Raw genomic sequence first — 24,219 nt, 5'->3', positions numbered from 1 at the left:
ATTAATGGCCTCCCCATAAGTACGAATGGTCAACATGATGAAGCTGACCGCTAGTTACTATCACCCATGCCCGTATACTTGCTTCCCCCTGATGCAAATCCCTCTCGAGCTTCTGCTTGCTTGCCTTCAGCTGCCCATAAGAAGCCGCGGCGCATTAATTCTTTAACCGACGGCATATCCACAATATCTGCATGATGCCCGAGCGAGCAGTAATACACTCTGCCTACTCCCCAGCGCTTGGTCCATACAACCGGCATATCCACCGCTTTATTTAACGAGTGCGGTCCTTCAACAACCGGGAACCTAGTCGTTGCCAACACTTCTACCGCCGGATCGACATGCAAATAATATTGCTCACTTTTAACCGTAAAATCAGCGATACCCTCTACCAGAGGACTGGAGCTATGCTTCACATTAACGACATATTCGACACCATCATTGCCCGGATGAGCTACCCACTGCCCACCGGTCATAAACTGCCAATCGACGTTACTGCGGAATGAATCGCACATGCCGCCATGGCACCCAGCGATGCCAACACCCTTTTGCACCGCTTCAGAAACGTTCTTGACCAGCTCCTTCGTAATCTCACCCATCGTCCATACCGGAACGATAAGGTCGAGCGAGAGTAGCTTATCCGCATCGGCGAATGCTTCTAATGTATCGGATACCTCAACCTCGAATCCAGCCTCCTCCAGCACACTGCGGAAGATGTCGGACACTTCCTTCGGCTCGTGACCTTTCCAACCGCCTTGCACGATTAACGCTTTTTTCATGCCACTTCACGCTCCTCTCTACACTTCCTCGATTTTTACCCAACGCCGCTCGGCTATCGAACGGTCCACGGCTTCCAATACTTCCTGGCATTTCACGCCATCCACAAAATTAGGAACAGGCTGGCGATCCTCCTCCAGAGCTTGCATCAGCTCCACAACCTCATGCACAAATGTATGCTCATAGCCAATCGTATGACCCGCGGGCCACCACGCATCCATGTAAGCGTGTGCAGCATCGGTTGCAAGAACACGACGGAAGCCCTGTACGTCAGCCGCATCGTCGGTAAAATACACCTGCAGCTCATTCATTCTCTCGAAGTCGAACTTCACGCTGCCCTTGCTGCCGTTGATTTCGAAAGAATTCGTGCAGCGGTGTCCAGGAGCAAACCGGGTTGCTTCGAAGCTGCCAAGAGCCCCGTTTTCAAAACGGCTCATAAACAGCGTCGCATCATCAACGGTAACAGGGCCCCTTGGCGCATCCTTACTTCCTTTGGCGCTTAAGCCCGTCATCGAGGTAGGAAGGGGACGCTCTTTAATGAACGTTTCGCTCATACCGATGACTTCTGTCATCCCTCCAACCAAATAATGCGCCAAATCGATAAGATGCGCACCTAAGTCGCCATGGGAGCCGGAGCCGGCTACTTCCTTTTGCAGCCTCCAAACAAGCGGAAATTCCGGATCAACAATCCAGTCCTGAAGAAACCAGGCACGGAAATGATAGATTTCTCCGAGCCGGCCTTCATCTATCAGCTTCTTGGCCAGCTGCACGGCAGGAGCGAAGCGGTAATTGAAGCCAACCATATGCTTTACGCCGGCTTCTTCTGCAGCTTGCAGCATCTCACGGGAATCCTCAAGCGTCAGCGCAAGCGGCTTCTCGCAGAACAGATGCTTGCCCGCTTTGGCGGCTGCCAACGCGATTTCCTTGTGGGCATCGCTAGGAGCATTAATATCGATGAGATCGATGTCATCCCGCTTAAGCAGCTCGCGCCAATCAGTCACGTAGCCTTCCCAGCCGAACTGCTCTGCAGCCTGAGCCACGCCCTGCTCATCGCGGCCGCAAATCAGCTTCATCCCTGGTCTCGCCACTTTTGGAAAAAACATATGTAAATCACGATAAGCATGACTATGTGCCTTACCCATAAATTTGTAGCCAACCATCCCGATATTGAACTGCTTCATCCTTCATCCTCCAGTTAAAGGTTACCGTTAATTAAGCACCATAGCACTGAGAATCAACTAGCTCATTCCCCATATGGAGCTTTAAGAACGCGCTGCCATCGCAGCTACCGTGCTTCTTCTAGCTACCGCTTCGAACTTGATTGTCGAACGATGAGCTCCGTATCCAGCTTAAGCTGAAATCCTCCGCCCTCTCCGCCAAGCTGTTCCAGCAATCGCTCGGCCGCAAGACTGCCCATCTCGTAGAACGGTACCGCTACGCTCGTAAGCGGCGGATCGGTTACTCTAGCTGCATCGGAATTATCGCAGCCGATGACGGCAAAGTCTCGCCCTGCCTCGAGGCCCCGTTCGCGAAGCCCCTGCATCAAGCCGATAGCCATTCGATCATTAGCGGAGAATACAGCATCGAGCTCGGAGATTTGCTCAGCCATTTGATTGGCTGCGCGGTAACCGCTTGTTCGGCTGTAATTGCCCTCATAGTACCATTTCTGATACTGCATCGAATCGATCCCCGCTTCCTCCATAGCCAGCTTGTAGCCATGCCAGCGATCGCCGCTGCTTGAGAATTGCGGAGAACCATTCAGGAACGCAATTCTGCTGTAGCCTTCGTCCAACAAATATTTAACAGCACGGTAGCTTCCCCCCGTGTGATCCGCATCCACTTCGTTGAACTGCTCCCCGGCAAAATGCTGATTCACTAGGAAGAAAGGGTTTCCTGCCGATTCCAGCTTTTTCAACTGCTCCCTCTCCCGAGGCGTATCACCGGCACCCAGAATGATACAGGCATCCACCTTCTGCGAACGGAAAATATCCGTATATTCGCTCTCATCCTCTGGAGATCGGAACATCAACAACAAATCATAGCCTTTCTCTCGTACCTTTGAGCCTATACCGCTTAATATCTCAGAGAAAAAATACGTTGAAAACAAATGGACTTTTGGCACATAGGGAAGAACAACGCCCAAATTGCCGCTTCTGCGGCGGGCGAAGCTCTGAGCAATCGCGTTGGGATGATAGTTAAGTGTCTTCGCTGCTTCCAGAACCCTCTGCTTCGTTTCCTCCTTCATCGGCCCTAAGCCGTTAAATACTCGGGAAACGGTAGCTTCAGATACGCGCGCTAGCTCAGCGACTTCCTTCCTCGTTACAATATGCGTTCTCTCCTTTTCTTAAAATTTGGCGAAATCATTTCTCCTTGCAGAACAATTCCGTCCCATCCTACGAATAGAAACCTATTTTTGAATTTCATTATGTACACGCGTTCATTTTCTCATGCATCCCAGAAGTTGTCAATTGTTTATCGTCTAATTTATCGAATCTCAAGAACCGATACTAATGTTGATATTCGTCACGCAAGCGTCTATTCTTGAAGTAATGATAACAACGAATTCAAGGAGTGTTTTCCGTGAAGCTGCTGGTAGCCGAGGACGACCTGTCCGTATGTGAAATGCTGCAACTCTTTTTTCAAAAGGAACAATACCATACTACTTTTGTGAACGACGGAATTACGGCACAGCGATGTATCGACGAGGAATCCTGGGACTTCGTTATTTTGGACTGGATGCTCCCGGGAAAAGACGGCATCAGCTTGTGCCGGGATCTGAGGCAGAATCATCAGACGCCAGTTATATTACTTACCGCGCGTGACCAAGAGCGGGATAGAATCAAAGGCTTGGAGCTTGGAGCAGACGATTATGTGACCAAGCCATTCAGTCCAATGGAGCTGATTGCCAGGATGAAGGCGGTGCTAAGGCGCTACCATATCGGCGCAGCTGAGCAGCGAGAGCTAGCTTCCGTTCAAGAAGACTCTCCTTCCGGCTTCAGTACTCTTAAGCACAAGTTCATCACCATTCAGCTCGAATCCCGAACGGCCATTATACAAGGCCATGAGATTACTAACTTGACACCTAAGGAATTCGATCTGCTCTGCCTATTCGTTCGCTATCCGAAGAAAGTATTTACCCGCGAGCAATTGCTCGAAAGCATATGGGGCTACGACTACATCGGAGAAGAGCGTACAGTGGATGTACATATCAAACGGCTGCGCAACAAAGTATCGACACCGGATTGCGCGTTAATTGTTACGGTCTGGGGAGTCGGATATAAGCTGGAGGAGTAAGGATGAAGAGCAAGAAGCGCTACCGTTTCACTTTTTTTCAACGCCATTTTTTAAGCTATCTTATCGTTTCTCTTCTTATCCTAGGCTTGATGAGCTTCGGATTCGCCTACTATACGAAGCAGCAGATTTACCATGCGGAGACTGAGGAACTGACCATTACAGCCAAGGTTATTTCTAGAATGCTGAGTCGTGAAGAGGATGAACCTGTTCCGGCCATTCAAGCCTACCGTACTCTACTCGTCGAGCGCAAAATTTCCTTCATCCTGTTCGATAAAACAGGTGAAATGGTGTTCCGCGATCCCAAGATGCCAAGCACCTACCGCTCTAAACCTTTTCTAGACGGACTTAAAGCCAAAATTTTCAATCTTAAGGATAACGAAAGCTTTATTGTGAACCGGAATACCGAGGAGCCTTTAGTCGTTCTAGGCAAACCTATCCGTCCTAAAAGCCAGAAGGGGGATATGTACCTGTTCGTCTTCTCCCCCCTCCACGGTTATCAGGAAACGGTTCAGTCTTTCAACAAAGCTTTGCTGTACATGATCGCTATCGTCTTCGTGCTGGCCGTCATCGTAAGCCTGTTGATTTCACGTAATATGAGCAAGAGCATTCAGCCTCTTCGACGTGCAACCCGTCAGATTGCTGCAGGACATTACGAAACCAGGCTGCCCGTCACTCGGACCGATGAGCTAGGGGATTTAGCGTTTGATTTCAACTCCATGGCCGCTCAATTAGAAGCTTCCTCCAAGAAATTGAACCAGTACGAAACACTGCGACGGCAGTTGATTCTGGATGTCACCCATGAGCTGCGCACCCCCTTAACTTCCATACGCGGGATTATTGAAGGGTTAAAGAACGATCTCGTCACCCAGCCTGAGGACAAACAAAAGTATTATGGCATCATAGAGAAAGAAACGTTTCGTCTCATCCGGCTTATTAATGAGCTGCTCGATATGGAAAAGATTGAGAACGGAATGATCACGCTGCACAAAAAACGGATACCGCTCAGAGAATTGATGGAAGTGGTATCCGAATCATTGGAAATCGTGCTCGAGGCAAAGCATCTTCCTATAATTATCGAATGCGAGCCGGAGGTGTTTGTTTACGGCGATTATGACAGGCTGATGCAAATACTTATTAACCTCGTTAAGAACAGCATTCAATTTACAGATTACGGCTCTATTCGCCTAAGAGGGCTGGAAACCGCAGCAGAAACACGGATTCAAATCTCGGATACAGGTCAGGGCATGACACCCGAAGAGCTGTCGTACATTTGGGAGCGATTCTATAAAGCGGATCCTTCCCGAAGTAAAAGTAACAGTGAAACCGGCTTAGGGCTGTCCATTGTTAAAAGGCTGGTCGAAGCTCACCAAGGAACTATCGAGGTCCAAAGCACCCCAGGCATCGGAAGCGAATTTCTCATTACGCTGCCCAAGAGTGATTCACCACCGCCACCAGCAGAAGATGAGGAAAGCGCAAATTGATTCAGAACAAACTGCATTTGGGTTTCATTTCAGCAAATACAAAATCCCGCTCCTTAACAACATTAAGGATACGGGATTTTTTCATTAAGCCACAATAGCCTTGTTACACTCTTCCATACGCTTTCGCGTAACGATATACTTTTCTATACATCTTTTTATCCTTCAATCGATTGAAAATGTACGGGTCGGGATTCGTATTGACTTCCAAGATCCAAGGATGCAGATCTTTATCCAATGCCACATCCAAGCCGATCTCTTTAATTCCTTTATATGTCTTAAACATTTCCTCCGCTGTTAGTCTCCCTAGCTTTTTCAAGCTTCGAATGAACAGCTTTTGCTTATCTCCCGGCATGTAAGCTTTCATTAATGTCTCAATCGCTTTGATTTGGCCACCGTTATGAATGTTCGTAACGACTTTTTGAGGATGGGCGACACGTCCTATAACACCGGTTGTTTCCCATTTATTTTGAGGCGATTGCTGTACTTGAACACGAATGTCGAAGCGACGATTGCGGTATTTGGTCAGGTGAATGCCCATTTGAACCAGGTACAACCGATCATTTGTCAGCCTCCTGATCGATTCGTACATATCGTCATAAGAAGAAAATCTTCGAATATCCGCCCCACTTTGATAACGATATATAGGTTTTGCATGGTCAGATTCTACATCTACTCTCATTACTCCGATACCGAATGTTCCCTTGTCCGGTTTAATGTACACCATACGGTACTTATCCAGCATACTTTTCAGAGAGGAATGTGTCATTTTCTCCGTAGGGGGAATGTGTGAACGGATTTTGGAATTTTCACTCAACACACATGTTTTCGTCCATTTACTGACGACATACCGCTTATACTTTTTACTCATGTCATCCACCTTTCTTTTCCTCCAATGCCGCGGTTTCATCCATCTATATGAAGTATTGCGTCATAGCGTTCCTGTCGAACGCATTCATGTAATCGCTCGCCCTGAGCCCGAGGGATATACGCACATTTTTCGTATCCGCATCCAATATATCGCCTGCCCAACAAGTCGATCAAACAGGATATTGTATGCTTCGCCTATCGTTCCGGTTTGGGCGCTGACACTTAAGAACAACAAAAAACCCAATCCATAAGGATTGGGCCAAAGCTTAGAAACCATTTATTTTCCCTTTGACAGCAAAAAGGTAAAAAATCGGATGTAATACGAAACAAGCACGAAAAATATACCGATTGTCCATGGGTCTTTCCCGTACATCTCCATCGGATTTGCTGAAGGATTATAATCCACAGCTCCCTGCGACGACATCACTAACAGTCTGTAGGCGATTCTGCCTACCAATAGAGCAAGAACCGCTATATTGACCCATAGATGCGTACGATAGTATATACCATCGCTTTGTCGTTCGAATTGTGTATGCTTGATCGCATAATGCCCCAACACCAAGCCGCATATCAAGCCAACACCATCGGCAAGAAGGTTAATAGGGTGTAGCACTCCCAGGTACAGAAACATACACCCCAATAATCCGAACACAATGATCCGAAAAATAAGCCGGGATCGTACGATCTTCTGTAAGCCAATGGTCCGCTTCGTCCTTCGGTAGATCATGAATCCTACAAGCAGAGCTATCCCTAGCGTCGGTCCTAAATGCTGCAAGTGATCACCCTCCTAACGGATTCATTACCCTCTTGATTCTTCATGCCAAACGTTTAAGGCGCATTTTCCAAAAATTTCGCTGTAGGATTTTTTTCCATAGCCGAGCGCATGGCATACTCACTCTCGAACAAGACGACATAGTTGTCGTTCTTATCCCGAACCAGTTGGGAATTAATACGGAACTTGCCCGGATCGACCTGCTCATCGATAAGCCATCTTGCAAACTGGAAGTTCGTGCGCTGCAGCTGAACATCGACGCCATACTCCGCCTTCATCCTGTACTCGAATACTTCGAATTGAAGCTGGCCTACAACACCGAGAATCAGATCATCGAATCCGATAGTACGGAATACCTGAATCGTTCCTTCCTCGGTCAATTGATCGACGCCCTTTTGAAATTGCTTATGCTTGAGCGCATTCTTCACGGTTACTTTGGAGAAAAGCTCCGGTGAGAAGGTCGGCAGCTCGCTGAATTCGATATTACCTGCTTGGCTGAGGGAGTCTCCCAACCGGAAAATACCCGGATCGAACAACCCGATAATATCCCCGGGGTATGCTTCTTCCACGATATCGCGGTCCTGTGCAAGGAATTGCTGCGGCTGAGACAGCTTAATATCTTTGCCGGCACGTACATGCTTAACGGACATCCCACGCTCGAATTTGCCTGAGCAAATACGCAGGAAGGCAATCCGGTCACGGTGAGCCGGGTTCATATTCGCTTGAATTTTGAAGATGTATCCGGTGAACTTCTCGTTCATCGGATCGATTTCGCCCTCGCTGCTGCTGCGTGGCGTTGGCTTTGGCGCCAATTGCAGGAAGTTTTCGAGGAACGTTTGCACTCCAAAGTTATTGATCGCACTGCCAAAAAAGACAGGAGTCAGTTCACCTGAACGCACCTTCTCATAATCGAACTCATCGCCCGCTACGTCCAGCAGCTCCAGGTCTTGCACGAGCTGATCATAGAAAAATTCTCCGGCTATTTCCTTAACCACTTGATCATCGTATCCGCTCACCTTGCGTACTTGAATCTCCTTGTGATCGTCGCCCTGGAACAGCTCCACTTGCGTCATTTTACGATCGTATACTCCACGGAATTGCTTACCGGAGCCGATCGGCCAGTTCATCGGATAGGAACGGATGCCAAGCACCTGCTCTAGCTCCTCCAGAAGATCAAAAGGGTTTTGACCTTCACGGTCCATCTTATTAATAAACGTAAAAATCGGAATGCCCCGTCTGCGGCATACTTGGAACAGCTTCTTCGTCTGAGCCTCGACCCCTTTGGCCGAGTCGATCAGCATGACGGCGCTATCCGCCGCTGTTAAAGTACGGTACGTATCTTCAGAAAAGTCTTGGTGACCCGGCGTATCGAGAATGTTAACGCGATGTCCCTCGTAATCGAACTGCATAACGCTCGAGGTTACCGAAATCCCTCTTTGCTTCTCGATTTCCATCCAGTCGGAGGTTGCGTGCTTGCTGGCTTTACGGCCTTTTACAGTACCCGCCAGGCGGATGGCTCCCCCGAACAACAGCAGCTTCTCAGTCAGCGTCGTTTTCCCTGCATCGGGGTGAGAAATAATCGCGAAGGTACGGCGTTTTTGTACCTCTTCTATCATTTTTTGCTTTGTTTCCATGCTCATAAGATCTGTAATTCCTTCCTTATCGTTAAGTTAACTTCAAGCTCCAATCCGCTTCCTTCAACCATGTCCGTTTGCTGAATTCACGGCCGCGCACAGTGACTCTATCCTTATATACTTGAACATATAAGCCTTGTGATTTGTCCTTGCCCGCATTATCGAAATTGCGGTTCAACACCCTGCCGACCGAAGAGTTGTGGAAGTAATGGAATGTTTCCTTTACATAATGCTCTGCCCCATTCTGGAAATCTTGATGTCTATGTCCGCAAAATACGAATACATTTTTATAAGGCTTCAAAATTTCCCGGAACTTCTTGGCGGGGATCAGCTGATGCGTACCTCCATCGGAACCGATCGGAGGCAGCGGTTGGTGGGTCATTACAAAGATCGGCTTACCATCCTTATGCTGTGCCAGCTGATTTTTGAACCAATCCAATTGTTCGTCAGAGTACCATGCTCCTTCTCCAACCTCCGGCTTTTCCTGCATGTAGGCCTCCTGGGATAGCAGGATGACAGGAAAACCGTTAATTTGGGCGGCATTATAAATGCTTTTCAGATTAAAAAACTTCTGAAAACGCTCACGTGCTTGCCAATCGGTCTTCCCGTTGGGCATCGTTTCTTTATTAAATGCACCTTTCTTGTCTACCCAAATATCGTAATAATCGTGGTTGCCCATGTTCGCATACATCGGCGGCAGCTTGTAGGCAGACAGCAGCTTTTGCAGCTCCTTGTATCCGTCTGCTCCCCCAAAATCAGTCAAGTCACCGGTAAGCATCAGTGCTTCTATCGGAGACTCGAACTGCTTCATATCCTCCAGTGCTTCCTTCATATGCTTGACCGTGTTAGGATCATATACCGAAACATGAAGATCGCTTAGAATCATAAAAGAAAATAGCGGATCCTTATCATTGGCAGGCTCCGGTTTGGAAGCCGGCGGCTCTTGCTCAGCCAACCTTGGTTCTGCATCAGTGCTCGTTTGAGCTGCTTGCGCTGCGTCTTCCGGTCGATGCAGCAGTTTGAATAAACCTGTAATTGCTGCACCAATAAGAACAATCAATCCAAGCATCCAGCGGATAAAAGCCCGACGGGACATGTTGTGAATTCCCCCTGAGTAAGATCATTCTATCTTTGTTATTCCACGTTCATTTTACCATGAAATGCGTTTCTTTATTATATCTGTTTATCCGTTTGGTTGCACACTTTTTCATTGCCAATCTACGCTAAAGGATTAAACAACAAAGAAGCAGGGCTCGTACCCGTTAAGTACGGCCCTGCGAATTTTTCACTTTTCTTTTCGTCGCGATTTAAAGCGTGAATTCCATGAGACTATGGATTAGCGCTGCGTGAACTCCCACGCCACTTCTCCCTCGTCCTGCCCGTTAACCGGCCACCATTTGAAGCCGTCCTCAGACAATAGCTTCTGTGCTTGATCCGGTCCCCATGTTCCTGCAGGATACAAGTGCAGGTTGTCCGTGCGCTCTCCCCATGCCGCAGCAATTTTATCCACGTATTTCCAAGCCAATGCGACTTCATCCCAACGAGTAAAGTAGGTTGAATCTCCACGAGCCGCATCATGCAGCAAACGCTCGTAAGCTTCCGGCGTGTTCAGACCGACTTGGCAGCTTTGGCAGAAATCCATAGCTACAGGTACGATCGTCCCTTCGGATCCCGGTTGCATCGCGTTCATTTTAAAATAGATCCCTTCCATCGGGTTCACTCGGAACACCAGTAGGTTCGGCTCCAGCTTATGTTTTTTAGACAGGTATACATTATTAGGTACATTTTTGAATTCGACTACGACTTCTGTTGTTTTTACCGGCAATCTCTTGCCTGTCCGGATGTAGAAAGGAACTCCTGCCCAGCGGAAATTGTCTACGAATACGCGAGCGGCAAAATAAGTTTCCGTTGTCGACTCCGGATTGACGGAATCCTCCTCACGGTACCCCGGTACCTGATTCCCCTTGCTGGTACCCGCTACATATTGGCCGCGGACCGTATTTGCCCGAGCTTCAGCTGCCGTCTGGAAGCCGCGCAGAGAGCGGAATACTTTCACTTTCTCATCGCGGATATCTTCCGGCGAAAGACGGCTAGGCGGCTCCATAGCCATCATGGCCAGCATCTGCAGCATATGGTTTTGTCCCATATCACGCAGCGCCCCGGAATGATCGTAATAACCACCACGTTCCTCTACGCCAACGGTTTCGCTCAAAGTGATTTGAATGTTCGAAATGTATTTATTGTTCCATAATGGCTCGAAAAAGGCATTGGCAAAACGTACGACACTAATGTTTTGAACCATTTCCTTGCCAAGATAATGGTCGATGCGGTAAATATCCTTTTCTTCAAACACTTGTCGGATTTCCGCATTCAGCTTCTCAGCGGACGGCAAGTCGTAGCCGAAAGGCTTCTCAATAACAAGGCGTGCCCAACCCGGTGTTTCGAGCAATCCGCCCGCCTGCAGGTTATGAGAAACGCTGCCGAACAATTCAGGAGCTAGCGCCAAATAAAACAAGCGATTGCCGCCTACGTCGAACTTATCGTCAAGTCGATCCGCTACATGACGCAGATCACTGAACGCTTGAGGATTGTTAATGTCCAGAGACATATATTCGAAATGCTCTGCAAAGGACTCCCACTGCTCGTCCTTCGTTACGTTATAACGGGCGAATTCTTTAATTGAATCCAGAATATCCTCACGAAATTGCTCATTTGTTCTCGAACGTCTCGCTAAACCGATCACGGCAAAGCGATCTCCCAATTTACGCTCGCGATACAAGCTATAAATCGCAGGGTACAGCTTGCGGCGGGCCAAATCGCCCGTTGCTCCGAAAAGGAAAAACACCGTATTGGTCATCTTCTCATCATTCTTTCATATGTATTTTTTTCTAGCATTTACTAATCCAAGTTACGAACTCTATAAGCATAACGAAATCCGGCTCAGGATTCAATGCTTTCGTCATGCAAAATAGGCGCATAACCTCTAGGCCATTATCCAAACGCACGCAGACGTTGCGCATAGACTAGAGTGTACATGATGACGGAGGTGTTGAAAACAATGAAACATATTCATCCCATTAACGAGGATACGTGCCGGGAACATTACGGCAAGCCTGTGCTGATTATTTTAAGAGACGGCAGTGAATTGGTGGGCGTTCTTAGCAGATACGATAACGGTAAGCTCATTTTGAACAGCCAGGGAACCCCGGCTGCAGCAACGACCGAATCAATTAGCTCCAGAAGATCCGATACCAAATCAAAGAAACCTAAGATCAGAGCAAAAACGAAAGCAACGGTTTCCGCGTTACCCCCAGGCCCTGAAACTGGATTTTCCCCTTTTGGCGGCGAATTAGCGCTTGATCTTTCTTTCATAGCACTGCTGTTCTTGTTAGTATAAGCCTCTGCTGCTGCAATGTATTCTCAACATCCGGCGGATGAGAGAGCTCTTCTCTCCTCCGCCGAGGTTCTATAAGAACCGAGCGCTGGAATTTCATGATTCGTATTCCCGTCAATCGGGTAAATTGAAGAAACTATGTAAACTGCCTGTCCCTTGGGCTCCAAAGTTTGTCGCGGTCGTGCACTTTGCCAAACGTATCCATTCCTATATGGTAAAAAAGGTCCCGCCCAATCACAGCGAAGACCTTGCTTATGGAGTTATTATTCCTTCAAATGGAGACGTTTTGATAATTGATAGCAGCGAATCAAGCTGTTATATTGAATCGGTACATAGTTCTTAGAAGCATAGAAACGCTGTGCCTGGGCATTCGTATCGTCTACCCACAGCCGAATTTCATCTTTGCCGGCCAGCTTGGAGAAGCGCTCCGCATGCTCCATAAGCTTCGAACCGATTCCTTTGCCTTGTGCCCTCGGGTGAACGGCGAGCATGTCGATATTAACCGACTCCCTGTCGTTGCGAAGTGTAATAAATCCGCTTGGTGTACGGCCGCCTCCCCCGGAAGAAACATAGGTGCTGCTTCCCTTCAAGCGCTCTCTTATCAATGGAAGCGTGACACGCAATTCCGGCTGAGTCAATCGGGCGTATGGCAGCAACAGCAGCTCTACCAGCTCCAATATCACTTTATCATCCTGACGCGGATTTCGTCTTCGGATCACTGGCGTCGCCTCCCGGAATAAAGAAATTACTTTATTCTATGAAGCGACAGGAAGCTCTGCTATTACTTCAAATATTTTTTACCGACGAAGGCAAGAAACAGCACGCAAACGATAACGACAACCACAATAACGGCCGTTTGTACCCAATCCATGACGAAATGCCCCTTTTTCCAAGTTAATTCTATATCATACAGTAGTATTTACGATTATGTCAAGTTCCAATTTACGGAATCCGAAACTTTATGTATAATAGAACCATCTGATTTCTTAATGAATGCGGAGGTATTGAAGCATGCTGAACAAGCTCTCTCAAGTGGCTCGAACTTATCGTACCAATGCCCTGTGGCATTCCGGTGAGGAACTTTGGAAGCGCCGCTCACGACTCTTGTCTACCTTTTCCTCTGCACCCTCGAATGCGTCTCCTGTGGTTCGAAATGATTTCGATCCTTTTGCGCTATTTGCTGCGCAAGAGTTATCCCGTGTATTGTCCGCTGCAGGTCAAGTCAAGGATTCGGCCCAATCACTAACTCATGAGTCCAAAGCTGAACCAGATCTGGAAGCCGATGCCGATTCCTCTTTAGCTACAAATGAAAAAAAGACCACCTTCCAACAACAACAGGTTGTGGAATTGGTCCAAAGCTATAACAATCTTCATAATGCTATTGCCTCCACCTCGCGATCCATAAGCAGCAAGACCATACAGAAGGCGCTGGGCGATCTATCTTCTGTACCGCTGGAACAGCTGGGCATTCGACAAATGAACGATGGAATACTGCAGATGAACGACCTGTCGGATCAGGACCAACTCGACCTAACCAAGACAGGTGATTTCGCAACCATCCTGTCCTCAGCAGCCAGCCGCCTTCTTGCCTTGCCGCCTGAGCAGTTTATCGACAAAGGACAACCGCCTTTTAAGTCGATTACGAATTATTCCTTTCGACAATGGGAGCGCAGCCAGGTAAACACTTATCTTCCCATCCCTCTTACCGGAATTCTTCTGAACCAATACTTATAACGCGCGGCTTTAGCCGCGCTTTTTAGCTTCGAGAGAATGCATTAAAGCAGCCTGCTTCGCCTTAGCCAAACGTCCATCCTCCGTCATTTCAAACCACTCTCTGCATTTATACAATGCTGTCAGCGTTTGCTTGGTCGCCTCCATCGCTAACCCTTCATTTCTCAGCATAAAGAAGGCTATCTGATAGCAGTACTCTTCATAACGCCGTAGTACCACCGTTTTTTCTATGTTATTCAGTGGCACAGACACCCTTCTGTCTTCAACTACATGAACAGACATCTTCCACTCTCCTTTATTGACAGATTGCCTGACTGCTCAAGCAGCTTGTTCCCAGTCAATTTATTTCGTTTAAAGAACTCTCGAATTATTCTCAGAACGTTTTTTACAATTCATTTCCCTACATATATAGACGAAACAAAGTATGATTTTCTTTCGCCCATTACGAATATTTCCTCAATAAGATGCCGGTTTCTCTTTTTTAAAGAAGAAGCGGCATCTTAAACGACCTATTTAGTATGATTTGCAGATCGGCTGGCGCAAAATCGAGTCGATTTGACGCGATTTTGCCTTTTGTCAATTTCCCCGGAAATAATCACTTTTTGTTAGCTGCCTCCCGACAAAGATCTTGCTTTACATATTGGATTGAATGTCTGAGTCGAATCCTTCAATTTCTCGTCAAACCTTCGTTTTCTGACGACAGCATTTTAGTGTTTAATCTCTACCCGAATATGTGAACTTCTCTACCTAATATTTTGAATTTGAACAACAAGTTGGATTCGAAACCTCGATAATCCTAGATAAATGTTTATGCTTTATTATCTCCAATCGCTTTCTACGTCTACACTTATAAAAACAACTCATCGATTTTAAATTCATGTTACTTCTCACTTTCACACTGTTATTCATACCATTCCGCCCTTGTTCCGAGTGTTATGTATGATAACACATTCAATAGACAAACTTATGAATATTATTGTAATAAGCATAATTTATGTTATTATATATAACATATAATAAACGATCATTCATTAGGAAATGGAGCTCTGATAAATGACTTCTAGCACGATTAAAGCCGCTGCTTTACGCCACTTTGCACGTAACGGGTATGAGGGTACCCCTTTATCGGACATTGCCAAGGAAGTCGGTATTAAAACGCCGTCGCTATACGCTCATTTTCGCAGCAAAGAAGACTTATTCCTACGGCTGTTCGAGGATTTGCTCCAAGAACATGCAGCCCGTGTCAGACAATTATTGACGTCTATCATCGATTACTCCATTAAAGAAAAGCTCTTTGCCATTTTGCAGGACTCTTGCGACAATTATTTGATAAGTGAAGAAAAAATCACCTTCCTGCGAAGGGCCATGCTGTTCCCTCCCACCTTCCTCCAAGAACAGCTCCAGCAAAAATTCATCGAAATCGAACATATGTTTACCGCTCCGCTTCACGACATTTTTTCGACAGGTATACAAAAAGGACTCATCCGCGATGAGCCCGTCGAGGAGCTGCTAGCCTCCTATCTATGTTTGATGGACGGCTGCTTTCTCCAGTTATTTTATTATGGCCGACCGCAATTTGAACAGCGATTGGACGGTGTATGGCGCATCTATTGGGACGGCATTGCCGCTACTCCACCAGACCGTTCTTAAAGGCGTAGATCGCCGCTTGTGTTCGATCCTCCACACCCAGCTTCGCAAGAATATTCGTGACATGAAACTTAACCGTTTTAATGCCGATAAACAGCTCATCAGCCACATCCTGATTGGATTTGCCGGAAGCAATTAAGCGAAGCACTTCCATTTCCCTCTCCGTTAATTCCTCGTGAGCAGGAGCCGCAGCCTTTGGCTGGCGGAAGCGATTCATGATTTTGGAAGCAACCTGAGATTCCAGGATGGATTGACCTTTCACCGCAGCCCGGATCGCTTGCGCAATTTCGGCAGCACGGGATGTTTTCAACAAGTAACTGAAGGCTCCCGCTTCAATTACCGGGTACATTTTCTCATCATCCAAAAAGCTCGTCAGCACGATGACCTTACATTCGGGATACAGCTGAAGAAGCCGTCGGGTCGTTTCGATCCCGTCCATTCCTTCCATGACCAAGTCCATAAGAACCACATCAGGCCTGTATTCCTGAGCCAAACGTATGCCCTCAGCACCATTGCTGGCCTCACCTACTACCTCAATATCTTCCTCCGTGCTCAGCACAGCGGCCAAGCCGATCCGCACCATTTCATGGTCGTCGACCAGCAGCACTTTAATCGCCATCTCGTTCTCCATCCAGGTCTCCCCCTTCCGCCAAAATCGGTACCCGTATATCAATCCTAGTTCCTTTGCCTGGCGCCGTAATTAAATTCAATGAGCCACCAATTTCATTTACACGCTCTTTCATCGTGACAATCCCGTAGGAAGCGTGCTTTTTCGCGTCGAGATCGAAGCCAACCCCATTATCCCGGATAAGTAAGCGAATCGCATCGCTCGATGGCTGCGTAAGTCGAACCTCCATCTTGGTTGCCTTGGAATGCCGCAGCGCATTCGACATCGCTTCTTGTACAATCCGGAATAGATGGTCCTCTATGCCTTTTGGCAGCTTCACATCGTCTTCCAGCTCCCATGCTATTTCCATAGGCACCTTGGCCATAAGCTCCTGCAGAAGCTCTAGCAGACCTTCAGCAAGCCGTTTTCCTTCAAGATGCACAGGGCGCAGATGTAAGAGAAGCGCGCGCATTTCCGATTGGGCTACAGATGCCATTTCTTCAATCAGATGAATTTGCCGTTTTGCCTTCTCGAACAACGTTTTGTCGAAATCCTTATCGAGTGTCCTTCCTACGGCAGTTGCAGTCATCGAGATCGCGAACAATTGCTGACTGACAGCATCATGGAGCTCTCGTGCCAGTCGCTGCCGCTCCTCCACTATGGCCGAATATTTCGCTTTTTGAGCCAGCTGTGCATTATTGCTCGACAATCGCTGGAGTGAGGTCACCTGCTCCTCCCATTTTTTCGTAATTTGGTTCAGCTGCTCTCCAAGCCGACCTATCTCATCTTCCCCCAAAGGAGGCACCTTACGGCTTAAGTTTCCTTTTTCCAGAGATATCATCACTTCACGGAGCAGCTCCAGACGACGCTTCGTCTTGCTGCTGTTCCACAGTCCGTAGGCACCGCCAATCACGGTTACGATTCCAATGACCGTCAGACTGAGCTGCACACCTTCCTGCCAAGTGGTGAATTCCTTTATGTAGCCGTTGGAACTAAGAAAGTACACGATGACCCCAAACAAAAGAAGGCTGAGGATTATCGACTCGCCCATGCTTCGCCATATCATGTTGGTCAGTCGCTTATCATGCCCTTCCATCCATTCGGCCTCCAATTTTATCTAATCCGCATTAAATCATAGACGATAACTATGCGGCATTTTGTTGCACTATACGATCTTGATATCCACATCAGCTACAACATAAGAGATCAGCAGCTTCACTCTAGTATCTGCCGTCTCATAGTTTTGGGACTGCCATACCGTTTTATTCAAGGCTCCGGCTTCCTTCAATGGTCCGATATCGGATTGTCCGAACAAGACCGAGGAGGTTACCGACACTCCCATATCTTCAGGTACGATGATATCCACATCGGCAATGACGCCCTGCAGTACTATCGTCGTTTCCTGCTGCTCAGGAATGGCATAGGTCAGATCGATCTGCAGTTCACCCAGTACATTCCATATGGAGCTGCTGCGCAGTACCCATGGCTCTCTTCCCCAGCGAATGCTTTCAATCAAGCTTTGCTTCCTGACATAGTCATCCCCTCGTTGAAGCTGTTTGGAGCGTATATAGAAGAAACCGAGAGAGATCAGCACAACCGCTAGCAGCAGGGAGAGATTCCCCCCAATCAGAATGACCAATCCGATTCCGATAAATATATATCCTTTTCGTACTGACGCTGTTCTTATTTTATTAATGCCGAAAAGTATAAATAAAAGAGCCAACACGGTGAAAAAGCCGAAGTGGTTATCGAGTAGCAGGTAGATACCGACACCGATCAAAATTAGAGCCACGTTTCGGTTATTGTTCCGACTTCGCCAATTCTTCTTCATCCGTGCTGCCTCCCTTCTTATGTCGATTCTGGTTCGCCCTTTGATAGGCGCAAAAGCCATAGCGGCCTTGAATTGCCCTATGGCTTTTTGCCTTTCCTAGCATATCATAATTTGTTATAGCCTCAAAGAGGATTTTAAGTTGCGATTCACAGCTTTTCCTTATTGGGATTTTTCCGCATTGAGCTTTTCTTTTAAGAGCTGAAGCTGATCGTCGACTTTTTGCTGCTTTTCTGTGTCGACCGCGCCATATCCTCCTGCCGTTCCGGCGAATCCGGTTCCGGATGTATAAGTATTCACATAAGGTTTGCGAGCAATTTCAGCTTCCACTTCCAAGGAAAGAATTTTATCTTCCATGCGACGGAACCCTTTTACTGCATTGCCGCCATCAATCACATTATTCGTAGTTACTTCAGCCATTTGCTTCTTAGCTTTCGCCAATTGAGCACGGGATACAAGCTCGCTGCGCTTGTTGCGCATTTGATAGAACGCATCCTTCATCTCATGAAGCTGTTGGACCAGTTCTTCAGCTTGCGCTTTGGACCCAGCATGCATCTCGGCATACTCCGTAATTTTGCCCTCGTAGTAGAGCTTTTGTTCCAAAGCTTGACGAGCAGCTGCTTCCTGGCCATTTTTCAAAGCTTCCTTAGCCTGTTCTTCACGCTGTGCCGTCAAACGAATGGCTTCATCCCAACGCTCTTTCACCTTGCGCTCCGTTGCGATTTGACGAGCAACCGTCACTTCGGCTTGAGCAATCTCCTCTTCCATATCGCGAAGGTATTGATTCAGCATAACAATAGGATCTTCCACTTTATCCAACAGTTCATGCATCGACGCTTTCGTCATATCTTTAATTCTAGAAAATACTCCCATTATTAAACATCTCCCTTAGATTGTTGTTGTTTTTCGTATTGAGCCACTTTGCTGCGAAGCTCCTCAATTTCTTTCCACATTGCTTTTTTCTCGATATCTTTCATCATATCGTCCAGATTGGAGCCAGCTTGATCCTTAGATTGCTGCTGACCCTCGTATCCATATCCTGCTTGGTTATATTGTCCTTCAAACTGTTGACCGCGTGGATCTCTATCATCGCGTCTATGCGAGCCGCAGTGACGCTTTCTTCCGAAACCGGAGCCCCATTGGGATCCTGCGCCTGCCTGATTCCATTGGCCTTGACCAGGTCCTCCATAGCCGTAACCGCCGGAGGAGTAAGGACCTTCTGGGTATGGCTCGCTTGGTATGACCAAAGCAGCCAGGAAGTACAGCGGGATAACCACTCCAGCGGAAAAGAACGCTGTTACGACAACAATCAATCTAAGTAAATTCGAATCAATTCTTAATGTATCGGATAATCCTCCGCAGAGGCCGGTCACTTTACGGTCGATTCGTGAACGGTATATTCTGGTCATGATCGCATCCAGCCCTCCTGCTGTAGTTTCGATTTAAGCTTAGCTAACTCACTCTCCAGCACTTGAGATGCTGCTGTGCCTGCCGCCATGAAAGCGTCCCGGCTTTGCGAGCGGACTTCCCGGAGCGTGCGCGCCGTCATCTCCATATCGGATACGCGATCCTCCAGCCTGTCAAACATTCTAGGCTGCGCTGCGCCAAACCCGCCGCCCATACCGCGCAGACGTTCATTCATGCGCTGCTGGAGGCGTACGCTTTCGAGCCTTGCAATGTAGTAGCTGCGCTTAGCAGCCACTTCCTCGAAGTCCGACTTAAGCTGCTGAACCTGTTCCTCCAACTCGACGATACCGAGCTTGCTTTGCTCATACAGCGCTTTGTACTGCGTGCTGCGCTCCTCCTGCTGCAATTTCTCCTGCAGCGCAATGCGGGCAACTTCTTCCTCGCCTGCTTTTAAAGCGATAACTGCCTGCTGCTCACGGCGTTCTTTCAACTGAGCTGCATTCATATATTGCTGTCTAAGCGATGCAGCGTGGGATAAGCATTGCTGCAAGAGCTTTTCTGATTCGCGGATTTGCTCAGCTTGCGAATTCAAATATTTATCAATCAAGCGTACCGGATCTTCCGATTGTTCCAGCATTTCGTTGAACGTCGCTACCGTAATGTCCCTGAATCTTTTGCCTAAACTCATGCTCTTACCACCTTTTCTTCGTAATCATTCATCCTTTGACAAGATCGTTATGTTATCTGAATTAATAAGCGTCGTGTGATTTCTTCCTCAAGATGGATACACCGTAGCAGATAAATCCGATAGCAACCGCGATAGCAATTAACCCGGATAGTTTGCCGAGAAGAATCAAACCTCCGAATACGAGCAAGATCCAACCGATTGCAGAGCGTCCGTTCTTAATACCAAGCCAACCTAACCCGACTAGAGCTAATGGAAATACGTAGCTCATAATATGTCCTGTGTGAAATCCAATCTTATTCAACAGGATGATGGCTCCGAAGAAGATAAGCAGCAGCGCCAGACCACTGTGTCGATTTAGTCTCATTTATGTATTCACCGCCTTTCGTTGTCATGTCGTTCGTTCATGTCTTTATTTTAGGCTCTTTAGGTTTTTTCCAAAACGGACCTGCGTCGGTTTTTGCACCTAGACCAAAGTCGGGGAGAAGGACAGACCTTAGTCAAAGTCGTTCAAAAGACAAGGGATCGCTTCAAGGGATGAACTCTTATTTAATGAGTCATACTAGCTATAAAATCCAATGAATCGGAGAGATGCCCCTTGAATCGCCCCCGTACTTCACGTTATGGCAGCATGCTTTTACGTTCTGCATGGATTGCCGCTTTGATATGCCTAACCTCCATGTCTTCCGTTCATGCCGAGCCGCAACCTCCCGTACAGGTATTTGATGTGCAGCAAGAGCAAGTTGTAGCAACACTACCTAATACTCCCGATTTTCGTGAGCAAGCGGCAAGCTGGTTGAAGGCTGTGCACAGTCTCTCTTTAAGAGCTCGCGTTGAAGCCGAATCAGGGATCGTCGTACATATACCTCTTCAGCCCCCTCTTCCCGTTCAACATAATTGGCTCACCATGAACGCGGCTGAATTGTACCTATTTATTGACTCAAAGGAAAAAGAAAGCCCTCATCTGCTTGTATTCAGCAGTGAGGGCAAGCCATACGTATTCGATTGTCCGAGCGATCCGGAGTCATTTTTGCAGCAGCACGGTCTGCTGGAGCTGGCTAGAAAAAGTCAGGCAAATACGTCTGGGCCTTAGGAATAATGGATTCAAGCAGACGAACAGACTCTTGATCTCCCTGCAAGCGTTCGATTTCATGCAGGAACGTTGGCCGCTGATATCCCATCAACATCGCGGTTAGCGTTCCGATACCACAGGCTATGACCGGTGCAGAGCTTTCACCTTCTGTCATCTTCTCAACATGAACATGTCCATCCGGAGAAATCTCCAATAAAAATTCACCGTCGTTCCATTCGGCATGAGCGTCCGTAACCCTCAGCCTCAAACTTCCTTCTAAACCTTCTCGTGTAGCCGCAAACGGAAATTGCTCCAAAAAAGGTTTGACGTCTACAATTCTGGCCATAAAGTAAGGAATCGTTTCCTGCTTTATACGAGGATTATCCAGTAAGTATGACATACGGTCATCTGCGGGAACGCTTATCGTTACCTTCTCAATCATTGAATCATGATCGGCGATAAACCGCCATAACCCTTTCCATGCTTCCTGATGAAGATACACCAACTCATGGATTCGGCATACTTGATTTTTCACTTCATAGTGAACATAACCTGATGGAGAACCGGATGCATCATAATAAACGGCCGCAGTCCCTTTTTTCGCGTTAAAAATCCGATTGTTCCACCATGCGTCGTCACGATCCAACGTTCCGTTATATCCCGTAGCATATTGTTGATATATGGAGTTAAGCAGCTCTATATCTCTGCCGACTCTGACTATGCGGCCGGGCTGGTGAGGCAGTTTCGGAAGGAGCGAGGTAGGTATCTCGTATTGTTTTGTTTCCGTATAAGTCTCCCAGCCGAATTTCCTATAGAATGCGAATTGAAACGGATGCAAGTACGAGAGGGTTTGTCCCTGCTCCCGCATAACCTGCAGCGCATTGCTTAACAATCCGGATACCAAGCCACCTCTTCGATATTCTGGCCAAGTCGCTACCGAAGCAATACCTCCCATGGCGAATCGCTTACCATAAAGCCATGTATGTAAATCCATTACTGTCATGCGGGCTGCCAGCTTTCCATCCACATAAGCTCCCCAGCATTCTTTTTCCTTCAGAAGCGAGATTTTCTTCTCCCTCTCCTCCTTAGGTACCTCGTATTGAAAAGCGAACTCCGATAATGACAAACTATCTTGAAAATGCTCTTTTGGAATATGGCGAATAACAAACGATTTCAAGTCTTTTTCCCCATCCTCTCTTGGACTGATAAAGGCAGCCTGATGGTTACCGTGGTCCCTTTGCCCTTCTCGCTTTGCAGCTGAAGAGTTCCATTAGCCGTCTCTATTATTTTATAACAGATCATAATCCCTATGCCCGTTCCTTTTGTTTTGGTGGAATAAAAGAGGGATCCCAATCGTTTCAATTCTTCCTCAGACATCCCGATTCCTTCATCCAAAATACGAATAATGGCATGATCGTCCTCTCGGTACAGCTCCAAATGCAACTTTCCTCCGTCTGGCATTGCCTCAATTCCATTTTTAATCAGATTTACAATCAGCTGCCTTAATTTTTTACGGTCAAAATAAATGGTTAGCGCTGTCTGCCAGCAGGTCTGAATCTCCACATGGTGCATATTAGCATAAGGCTTAACCAACTCCACCGCCTGAGACATCTGCTCGCTTAAATTAAGCTTCTCCCATGCGGAGTCATGCGGCTTGGCGAATGACAAATAATCGCTTAAGATGGACTCTACGCGGTCCAATTCCTCTATAATTAAAGGAGCATAATCATTAAAACGTTTTAATGCCGTACTGTGCGTATTCATCAGCTGCATGAATCCACGAACTACCGTCATCGGATTACGAATTTCATGCGCGACCGAGGCGGCAAGCTCACCTAGCATCTGCATTTTTTCCTTCTGTTGAATCTCGGCTTTCATGATCGAATTTTCATTCATCTTTTCAATAAAATAAATACTCATATAAGCGCAAACGGCATGCAGCAGACCAAATATCAGCATATGGCATACCATCCGGAAGCTCCAATGACTATATTCAGGCCTCAACAGATAGATTAAAACTATGATAAGCTCTCCGACGCAACCTGCCAGAAGTGTCCCGGCAAGCAGCTTCTTTTTCATCGGAAGGAGACGATATTTGCGGCCAAAATAGGATATGAACATCCATCCCAACATAACAATGATTACCATAGACCATAGCTCGGCCCCTCCCTGAAGTACACGTACAAGGATGGTAAATACAGATAGGATCAGCCCGACGAATATGCCTCCATACAGGCTTCCGATGATTAACAATACACCGCGTAAATCGAATAAGTATTCCTGGAAAGAACAAATTTGAAACGACATGCACCCTGTCAAACCTATCGCGAGCACACCCGTCAGTACAGGCTTATCCAGCTTAATATTATGATTTAGCCTATCCAGCCACAGCACCTGATACAAAAAGATGCATGCCCAAATGATCAGCACGTTTAACAGCAGATGACTCAAATCTTAAGCACGCCCCCTTTCATCACAGTAACCTATTTTTTATTGTCCGATTACCACATTCTAGAAACATGAACGTCAATCATACTTTATACAGCGGCTCATCCTCCTCTACGTTCCTCGTCTTGTTGCTCAGGATTCCCAATCTTGTTACTGCTGACAACCTGTCAGGCAGATAAGAATAACCCCCAAATATCAATGTATTCAGAGTACAGTATATGGACATATTACCATTATGAGGCTAAAATTTCTATTAATGAAGGGAATTATTTCCGATTACTTAGTCGAATACGGGCTTTTTTCCTCACCGCGATCGGGCTCTAGTCCAATCAGCAGCCATCTCCCTTACATATGGTATATCATGTCTTCTGAAAGGGGGATGTCGAATGAGCGGTGTTGGCGGAGTTTTCACAAGCACAGGTGTAATCCTTGTATTGTTCATCCTGCTGGTTATTGTTACTCGCGGAGTATTGTATTAATTCTTACGAGATGCGCGGATTGCTAGAGCATTTTAGCGAAACGCCTCTCTAGCATCAAAAGAACAACCCCCGAAATGGCGTTCATACGCCTTCTCGGGG

26 protein-coding genes are annotated in these 24,219 nt (G+C 47.1%); 7 read left to right on the top strand and 19 right to left on the bottom strand.

What is annotated here, in order from left to right; genetic code table 11:
- Positions 1 to 50: 50 nt before the first annotated feature.
- The 3 genes from BP97_RS0109585 to BP97_RS0109575 form a co-directional block, all read right to left on the bottom strand.
- Complete coding sequence (locus BP97_RS0109585) at positions 51 to 776, bottom strand: ThuA domain-containing protein (RefSeq protein WP_028548898.1); 726 nt, start codon at positions 774 to 776, stop codon at positions 51 to 53.
- 18 nt (positions 777 to 794) lie between these two features.
- On the bottom strand, positions 795 to 1,955 hold the full coding sequence (locus BP97_RS0109580) for a Gfo/Idh/MocA family protein (RefSeq protein ID WP_028548897.1): 1,161 nt from the start codon (positions 1,953 to 1,955) through the stop codon (positions 795 to 797).
- A gap of 122 nt (positions 1,956 to 2,077) precedes the next feature.
- Positions 2,078 to 3,100 carry a LacI family DNA-binding transcriptional regulator gene (locus tag BP97_RS0109575; protein WP_028548896.1) on the bottom strand — a complete coding sequence of 341 codons (1,023 nt, stop codon included), beginning with the start codon at positions 3,098 to 3,100 and terminating at the stop codon, positions 2,078 to 2,080.
- 254 nt (positions 3,101 to 3,354) lie between these two features.
- Between BP97_RS0109575 and BP97_RS0109570 the strand changes: the two genes are divergently transcribed.
- Positions 3,355 to 4,068: a response regulator transcription factor gene (locus BP97_RS0109570; protein WP_028548895.1), complete on the top strand. Its 714-nt coding sequence runs from the start codon at positions 3,355 to 3,357 to the stop codon at positions 4,066 to 4,068.
- A 2-nt stretch (positions 4,069 to 4,070) separates the two neighbouring features.
- Positions 4,071 to 5,549 (top strand): sensor histidine kinase, encoded by a 1,479-nt coding sequence (locus tag BP97_RS0109565; protein WP_028548894.1) that lies wholly within the window; start codon positions 4,071 to 4,073, stop codon positions 5,547 to 5,549.
- A 103-nt stretch (positions 5,550 to 5,652) separates the two neighbouring features.
- Here BP97_RS0109565 and BP97_RS0109560 read toward each other — a convergent pair whose 3' ends face one another.
- From BP97_RS0109560 to zwf, 5 genes are all read right to left on the bottom strand, one after another.
- The gene (locus BP97_RS0109560; RefSeq protein WP_028548893.1) at positions 5,653 to 6,417 is read right to left on the bottom strand and encodes a YheC/YheD family protein; all 765 of its coding nucleotides are present in this window, start codon (positions 6,415 to 6,417) and stop codon (positions 5,653 to 5,655) included.
- A 276-nt stretch (positions 6,418 to 6,693) separates the two neighbouring features.
- A complete protein-coding gene (locus BP97_RS0109555) occupies positions 6,694 to 7,191 on the bottom strand; it encodes a CcdC protein domain-containing protein (RefSeq protein ID WP_028548892.1) in 498 nt (165 codons plus the stop codon).
- A 53-nt stretch (positions 7,192 to 7,244) separates the two neighbouring features.
- Positions 7,245 to 8,822, bottom strand: a complete 1,578-nt coding sequence (locus BP97_RS0109550) for a peptide chain release factor 3 (protein ID WP_442952360.1) — start codon at positions 8,820 to 8,822, stop codon at positions 7,245 to 7,247.
- Between the two features lie 31 nt (positions 8,823 to 8,853).
- Entirely contained in the window at positions 8,854 to 9,918 is a 1,065-nt protein-coding gene (locus tag BP97_RS0109545; protein WP_028548890.1) for a metallophosphoesterase family protein, read from the bottom strand.
- Between the two features lie 240 nt (positions 9,919 to 10,158).
- Positions 10,159 to 11,679, bottom strand: coding sequence for a glucose-6-phosphate dehydrogenase (gene zwf, locus BP97_RS0109540; protein ID WP_028548889.1), 1,521 nt, complete (start codon positions 11,677 to 11,679; stop codon positions 10,159 to 10,161).
- Positions 11,680 to 11,880: 201 nt separating this feature from the next.
- Between zwf and BP97_RS0109535 the strand changes: the two genes are divergently transcribed.
- Positions 11,881 to 12,219: a hypothetical protein gene (locus BP97_RS0109535; RefSeq protein ID WP_028548888.1), complete on the top strand. Its 339-nt coding sequence runs from the start codon at positions 11,881 to 11,883 to the stop codon at positions 12,217 to 12,219.
- 260 nt (positions 12,220 to 12,479) lie between these two features.
- Here BP97_RS0109535 and BP97_RS0109530 read toward each other — a convergent pair whose 3' ends face one another.
- Positions 12,480 to 12,935, bottom strand: a complete 456-nt coding sequence (locus BP97_RS0109530; RefSeq protein WP_028548887.1) for a GNAT family N-acetyltransferase — start codon at positions 12,933 to 12,935, stop codon at positions 12,480 to 12,482.
- Between the two features lie 292 nt (positions 12,936 to 13,227).
- Between BP97_RS0109530 and BP97_RS0109520 the strand changes: the two genes are divergently transcribed.
- Positions 13,228 to 13,950 carry a hypothetical protein gene (locus BP97_RS0109520; protein WP_028548886.1) on the top strand — a complete coding sequence of 241 codons (723 nt, stop codon included), beginning with the start codon at positions 13,228 to 13,230 and terminating at the stop codon, positions 13,948 to 13,950.
- Positions 13,951 to 13,959: 9 nt separating this feature from the next.
- On the opposite strand, the gene BP97_RS0109515 is transcribed toward BP97_RS0109520, so the two are convergent.
- Entirely contained in the window at positions 13,960 to 14,229 is a 270-nt protein-coding gene (locus BP97_RS0109515) for a hypothetical protein (protein WP_028548885.1), read from the bottom strand.
- Positions 14,230 to 15,000: 771 nt separating this feature from the next.
- On the opposite strand from BP97_RS0109515, the gene BP97_RS0109510 reads away from it, so the two are divergent.
- Positions 15,001 to 15,597, top strand: coding sequence for a TetR/AcrR family transcriptional regulator (locus BP97_RS0109510; protein WP_028548884.1), 597 nt, complete (start codon positions 15,001 to 15,003; stop codon positions 15,595 to 15,597).
- Here BP97_RS0109510 and BP97_RS0109505 read toward each other — a convergent pair.
- From BP97_RS0109505 to BP97_RS0109475, 7 genes are all read right to left on the bottom strand, one after another.
- A complete protein-coding gene (locus BP97_RS0109505) occupies positions 15,575 to 16,225 on the bottom strand; it encodes a response regulator (protein WP_028548883.1) in 651 nt (216 codons plus the stop codon). The genes BP97_RS0109510 and BP97_RS0109505 overlap by 23 nt on opposite strands.
- On the bottom strand, positions 16,203 to 17,297 hold the full coding sequence (locus tag BP97_RS0109500) for a sensor histidine kinase (protein WP_028548882.1): 1,095 nt from the start codon (positions 17,295 to 17,297) through the stop codon (positions 16,203 to 16,205). Before BP97_RS0109500 ends, BP97_RS0109505 begins: the two co-directional genes overlap by 23 nt.
- Positions 17,298 to 17,366: 69 nt before the next feature.
- Positions 17,367 to 18,032 carry a cell wall-active antibiotics response protein LiaF gene (gene liaF, locus BP97_RS0109495; RefSeq protein ID WP_028548881.1) on the bottom strand — a complete coding sequence of 222 codons (666 nt, stop codon included), beginning with the start codon at positions 18,030 to 18,032 and terminating at the stop codon, positions 17,367 to 17,369.
- 159 nt (positions 18,033 to 18,191) lie between these two features.
- Positions 18,192 to 18,902, bottom strand: coding sequence for a PspA/IM30 family protein (locus BP97_RS0109490; protein ID WP_028548880.1), 711 nt, complete (start codon positions 18,900 to 18,902; stop codon positions 18,192 to 18,194).
- A 2-nt stretch (positions 18,903 to 18,904) separates the two neighbouring features.
- The gene (locus tag BP97_RS0109485; protein ID WP_028548879.1) at positions 18,905 to 19,438 is read right to left on the bottom strand and encodes a PspC domain-containing protein; all 534 of its coding nucleotides are present in this window, start codon (positions 19,436 to 19,438) and stop codon (positions 18,905 to 18,907) included.
- On the bottom strand, positions 19,435 to 20,124 hold the full coding sequence (locus BP97_RS0109480) for a PspA/IM30 family protein (RefSeq protein WP_028548878.1): 690 nt from the start codon (positions 20,122 to 20,124) through the stop codon (positions 19,435 to 19,437). The genes BP97_RS0109485 and BP97_RS0109480 overlap by 4 nt, the downstream gene beginning before the upstream one ends.
- 61 nt (positions 20,125 to 20,185) lie before the next feature.
- Positions 20,186 to 20,488 carry a LiaF transmembrane domain-containing protein gene (locus tag BP97_RS0109475; protein ID WP_028548877.1) on the bottom strand — a complete coding sequence of 101 codons (303 nt, stop codon included), beginning with the start codon at positions 20,486 to 20,488 and terminating at the stop codon, positions 20,186 to 20,188.
- 231 nt (positions 20,489 to 20,719) lie between these two features.
- On the opposite strand from BP97_RS0109475, the gene BP97_RS0109470 reads away from it, so the two are divergent.
- Positions 20,720 to 21,214, top strand: coding sequence for a hypothetical protein (locus tag BP97_RS0109470; RefSeq protein ID WP_028548876.1), 495 nt, complete (start codon positions 20,720 to 20,722; stop codon positions 21,212 to 21,214).
- Here BP97_RS0109470 and BP97_RS0109465 read toward each other — a convergent pair.
- Positions 21,180 to 22,370 carry a GNAT family N-acetyltransferase gene (locus BP97_RS0109465; protein WP_036745680.1) on the bottom strand — a complete coding sequence of 397 codons (1,191 nt, stop codon included), beginning with the start codon at positions 22,368 to 22,370 and terminating at the stop codon, positions 21,180 to 21,182. The genes BP97_RS0109470 and BP97_RS0109465 overlap by 35 nt on opposite strands.
- Positions 22,367 to 23,644, bottom strand: coding sequence for an ATP-binding protein (locus tag BP97_RS0109460; protein ID WP_028548874.1), 1,278 nt, complete (start codon positions 23,642 to 23,644; stop codon positions 22,367 to 22,369). Before BP97_RS0109460 ends, BP97_RS0109465 begins: the two co-directional genes overlap by 4 nt.
- Before the next feature lie 383 nt (positions 23,645 to 24,027).
- Between BP97_RS0109460 and BP97_RS39620 the strand changes: the two genes are divergently transcribed.
- A complete protein-coding gene (locus tag BP97_RS39620) occupies positions 24,028 to 24,120 on the top strand; it encodes a sporulation protein YjcZ (RefSeq protein ID WP_079915073.1) in 93 nt (30 codons plus the stop codon).
- The last annotated feature ends 99 nt before the right edge of the window (positions 24,121 to 24,219 follow it).

Origin of the sequence: Paenibacillus sp. UNC451MF, from assembly GCF_000686845.1 — a bacterium.
Classification (GTDB): Bacteria; Bacillota; Bacilli; order Paenibacillales; family NBRC-103111; genus Paenibacillus_S.
This window is presented reverse-complemented; position numbering and strand designations above follow the sequence as displayed.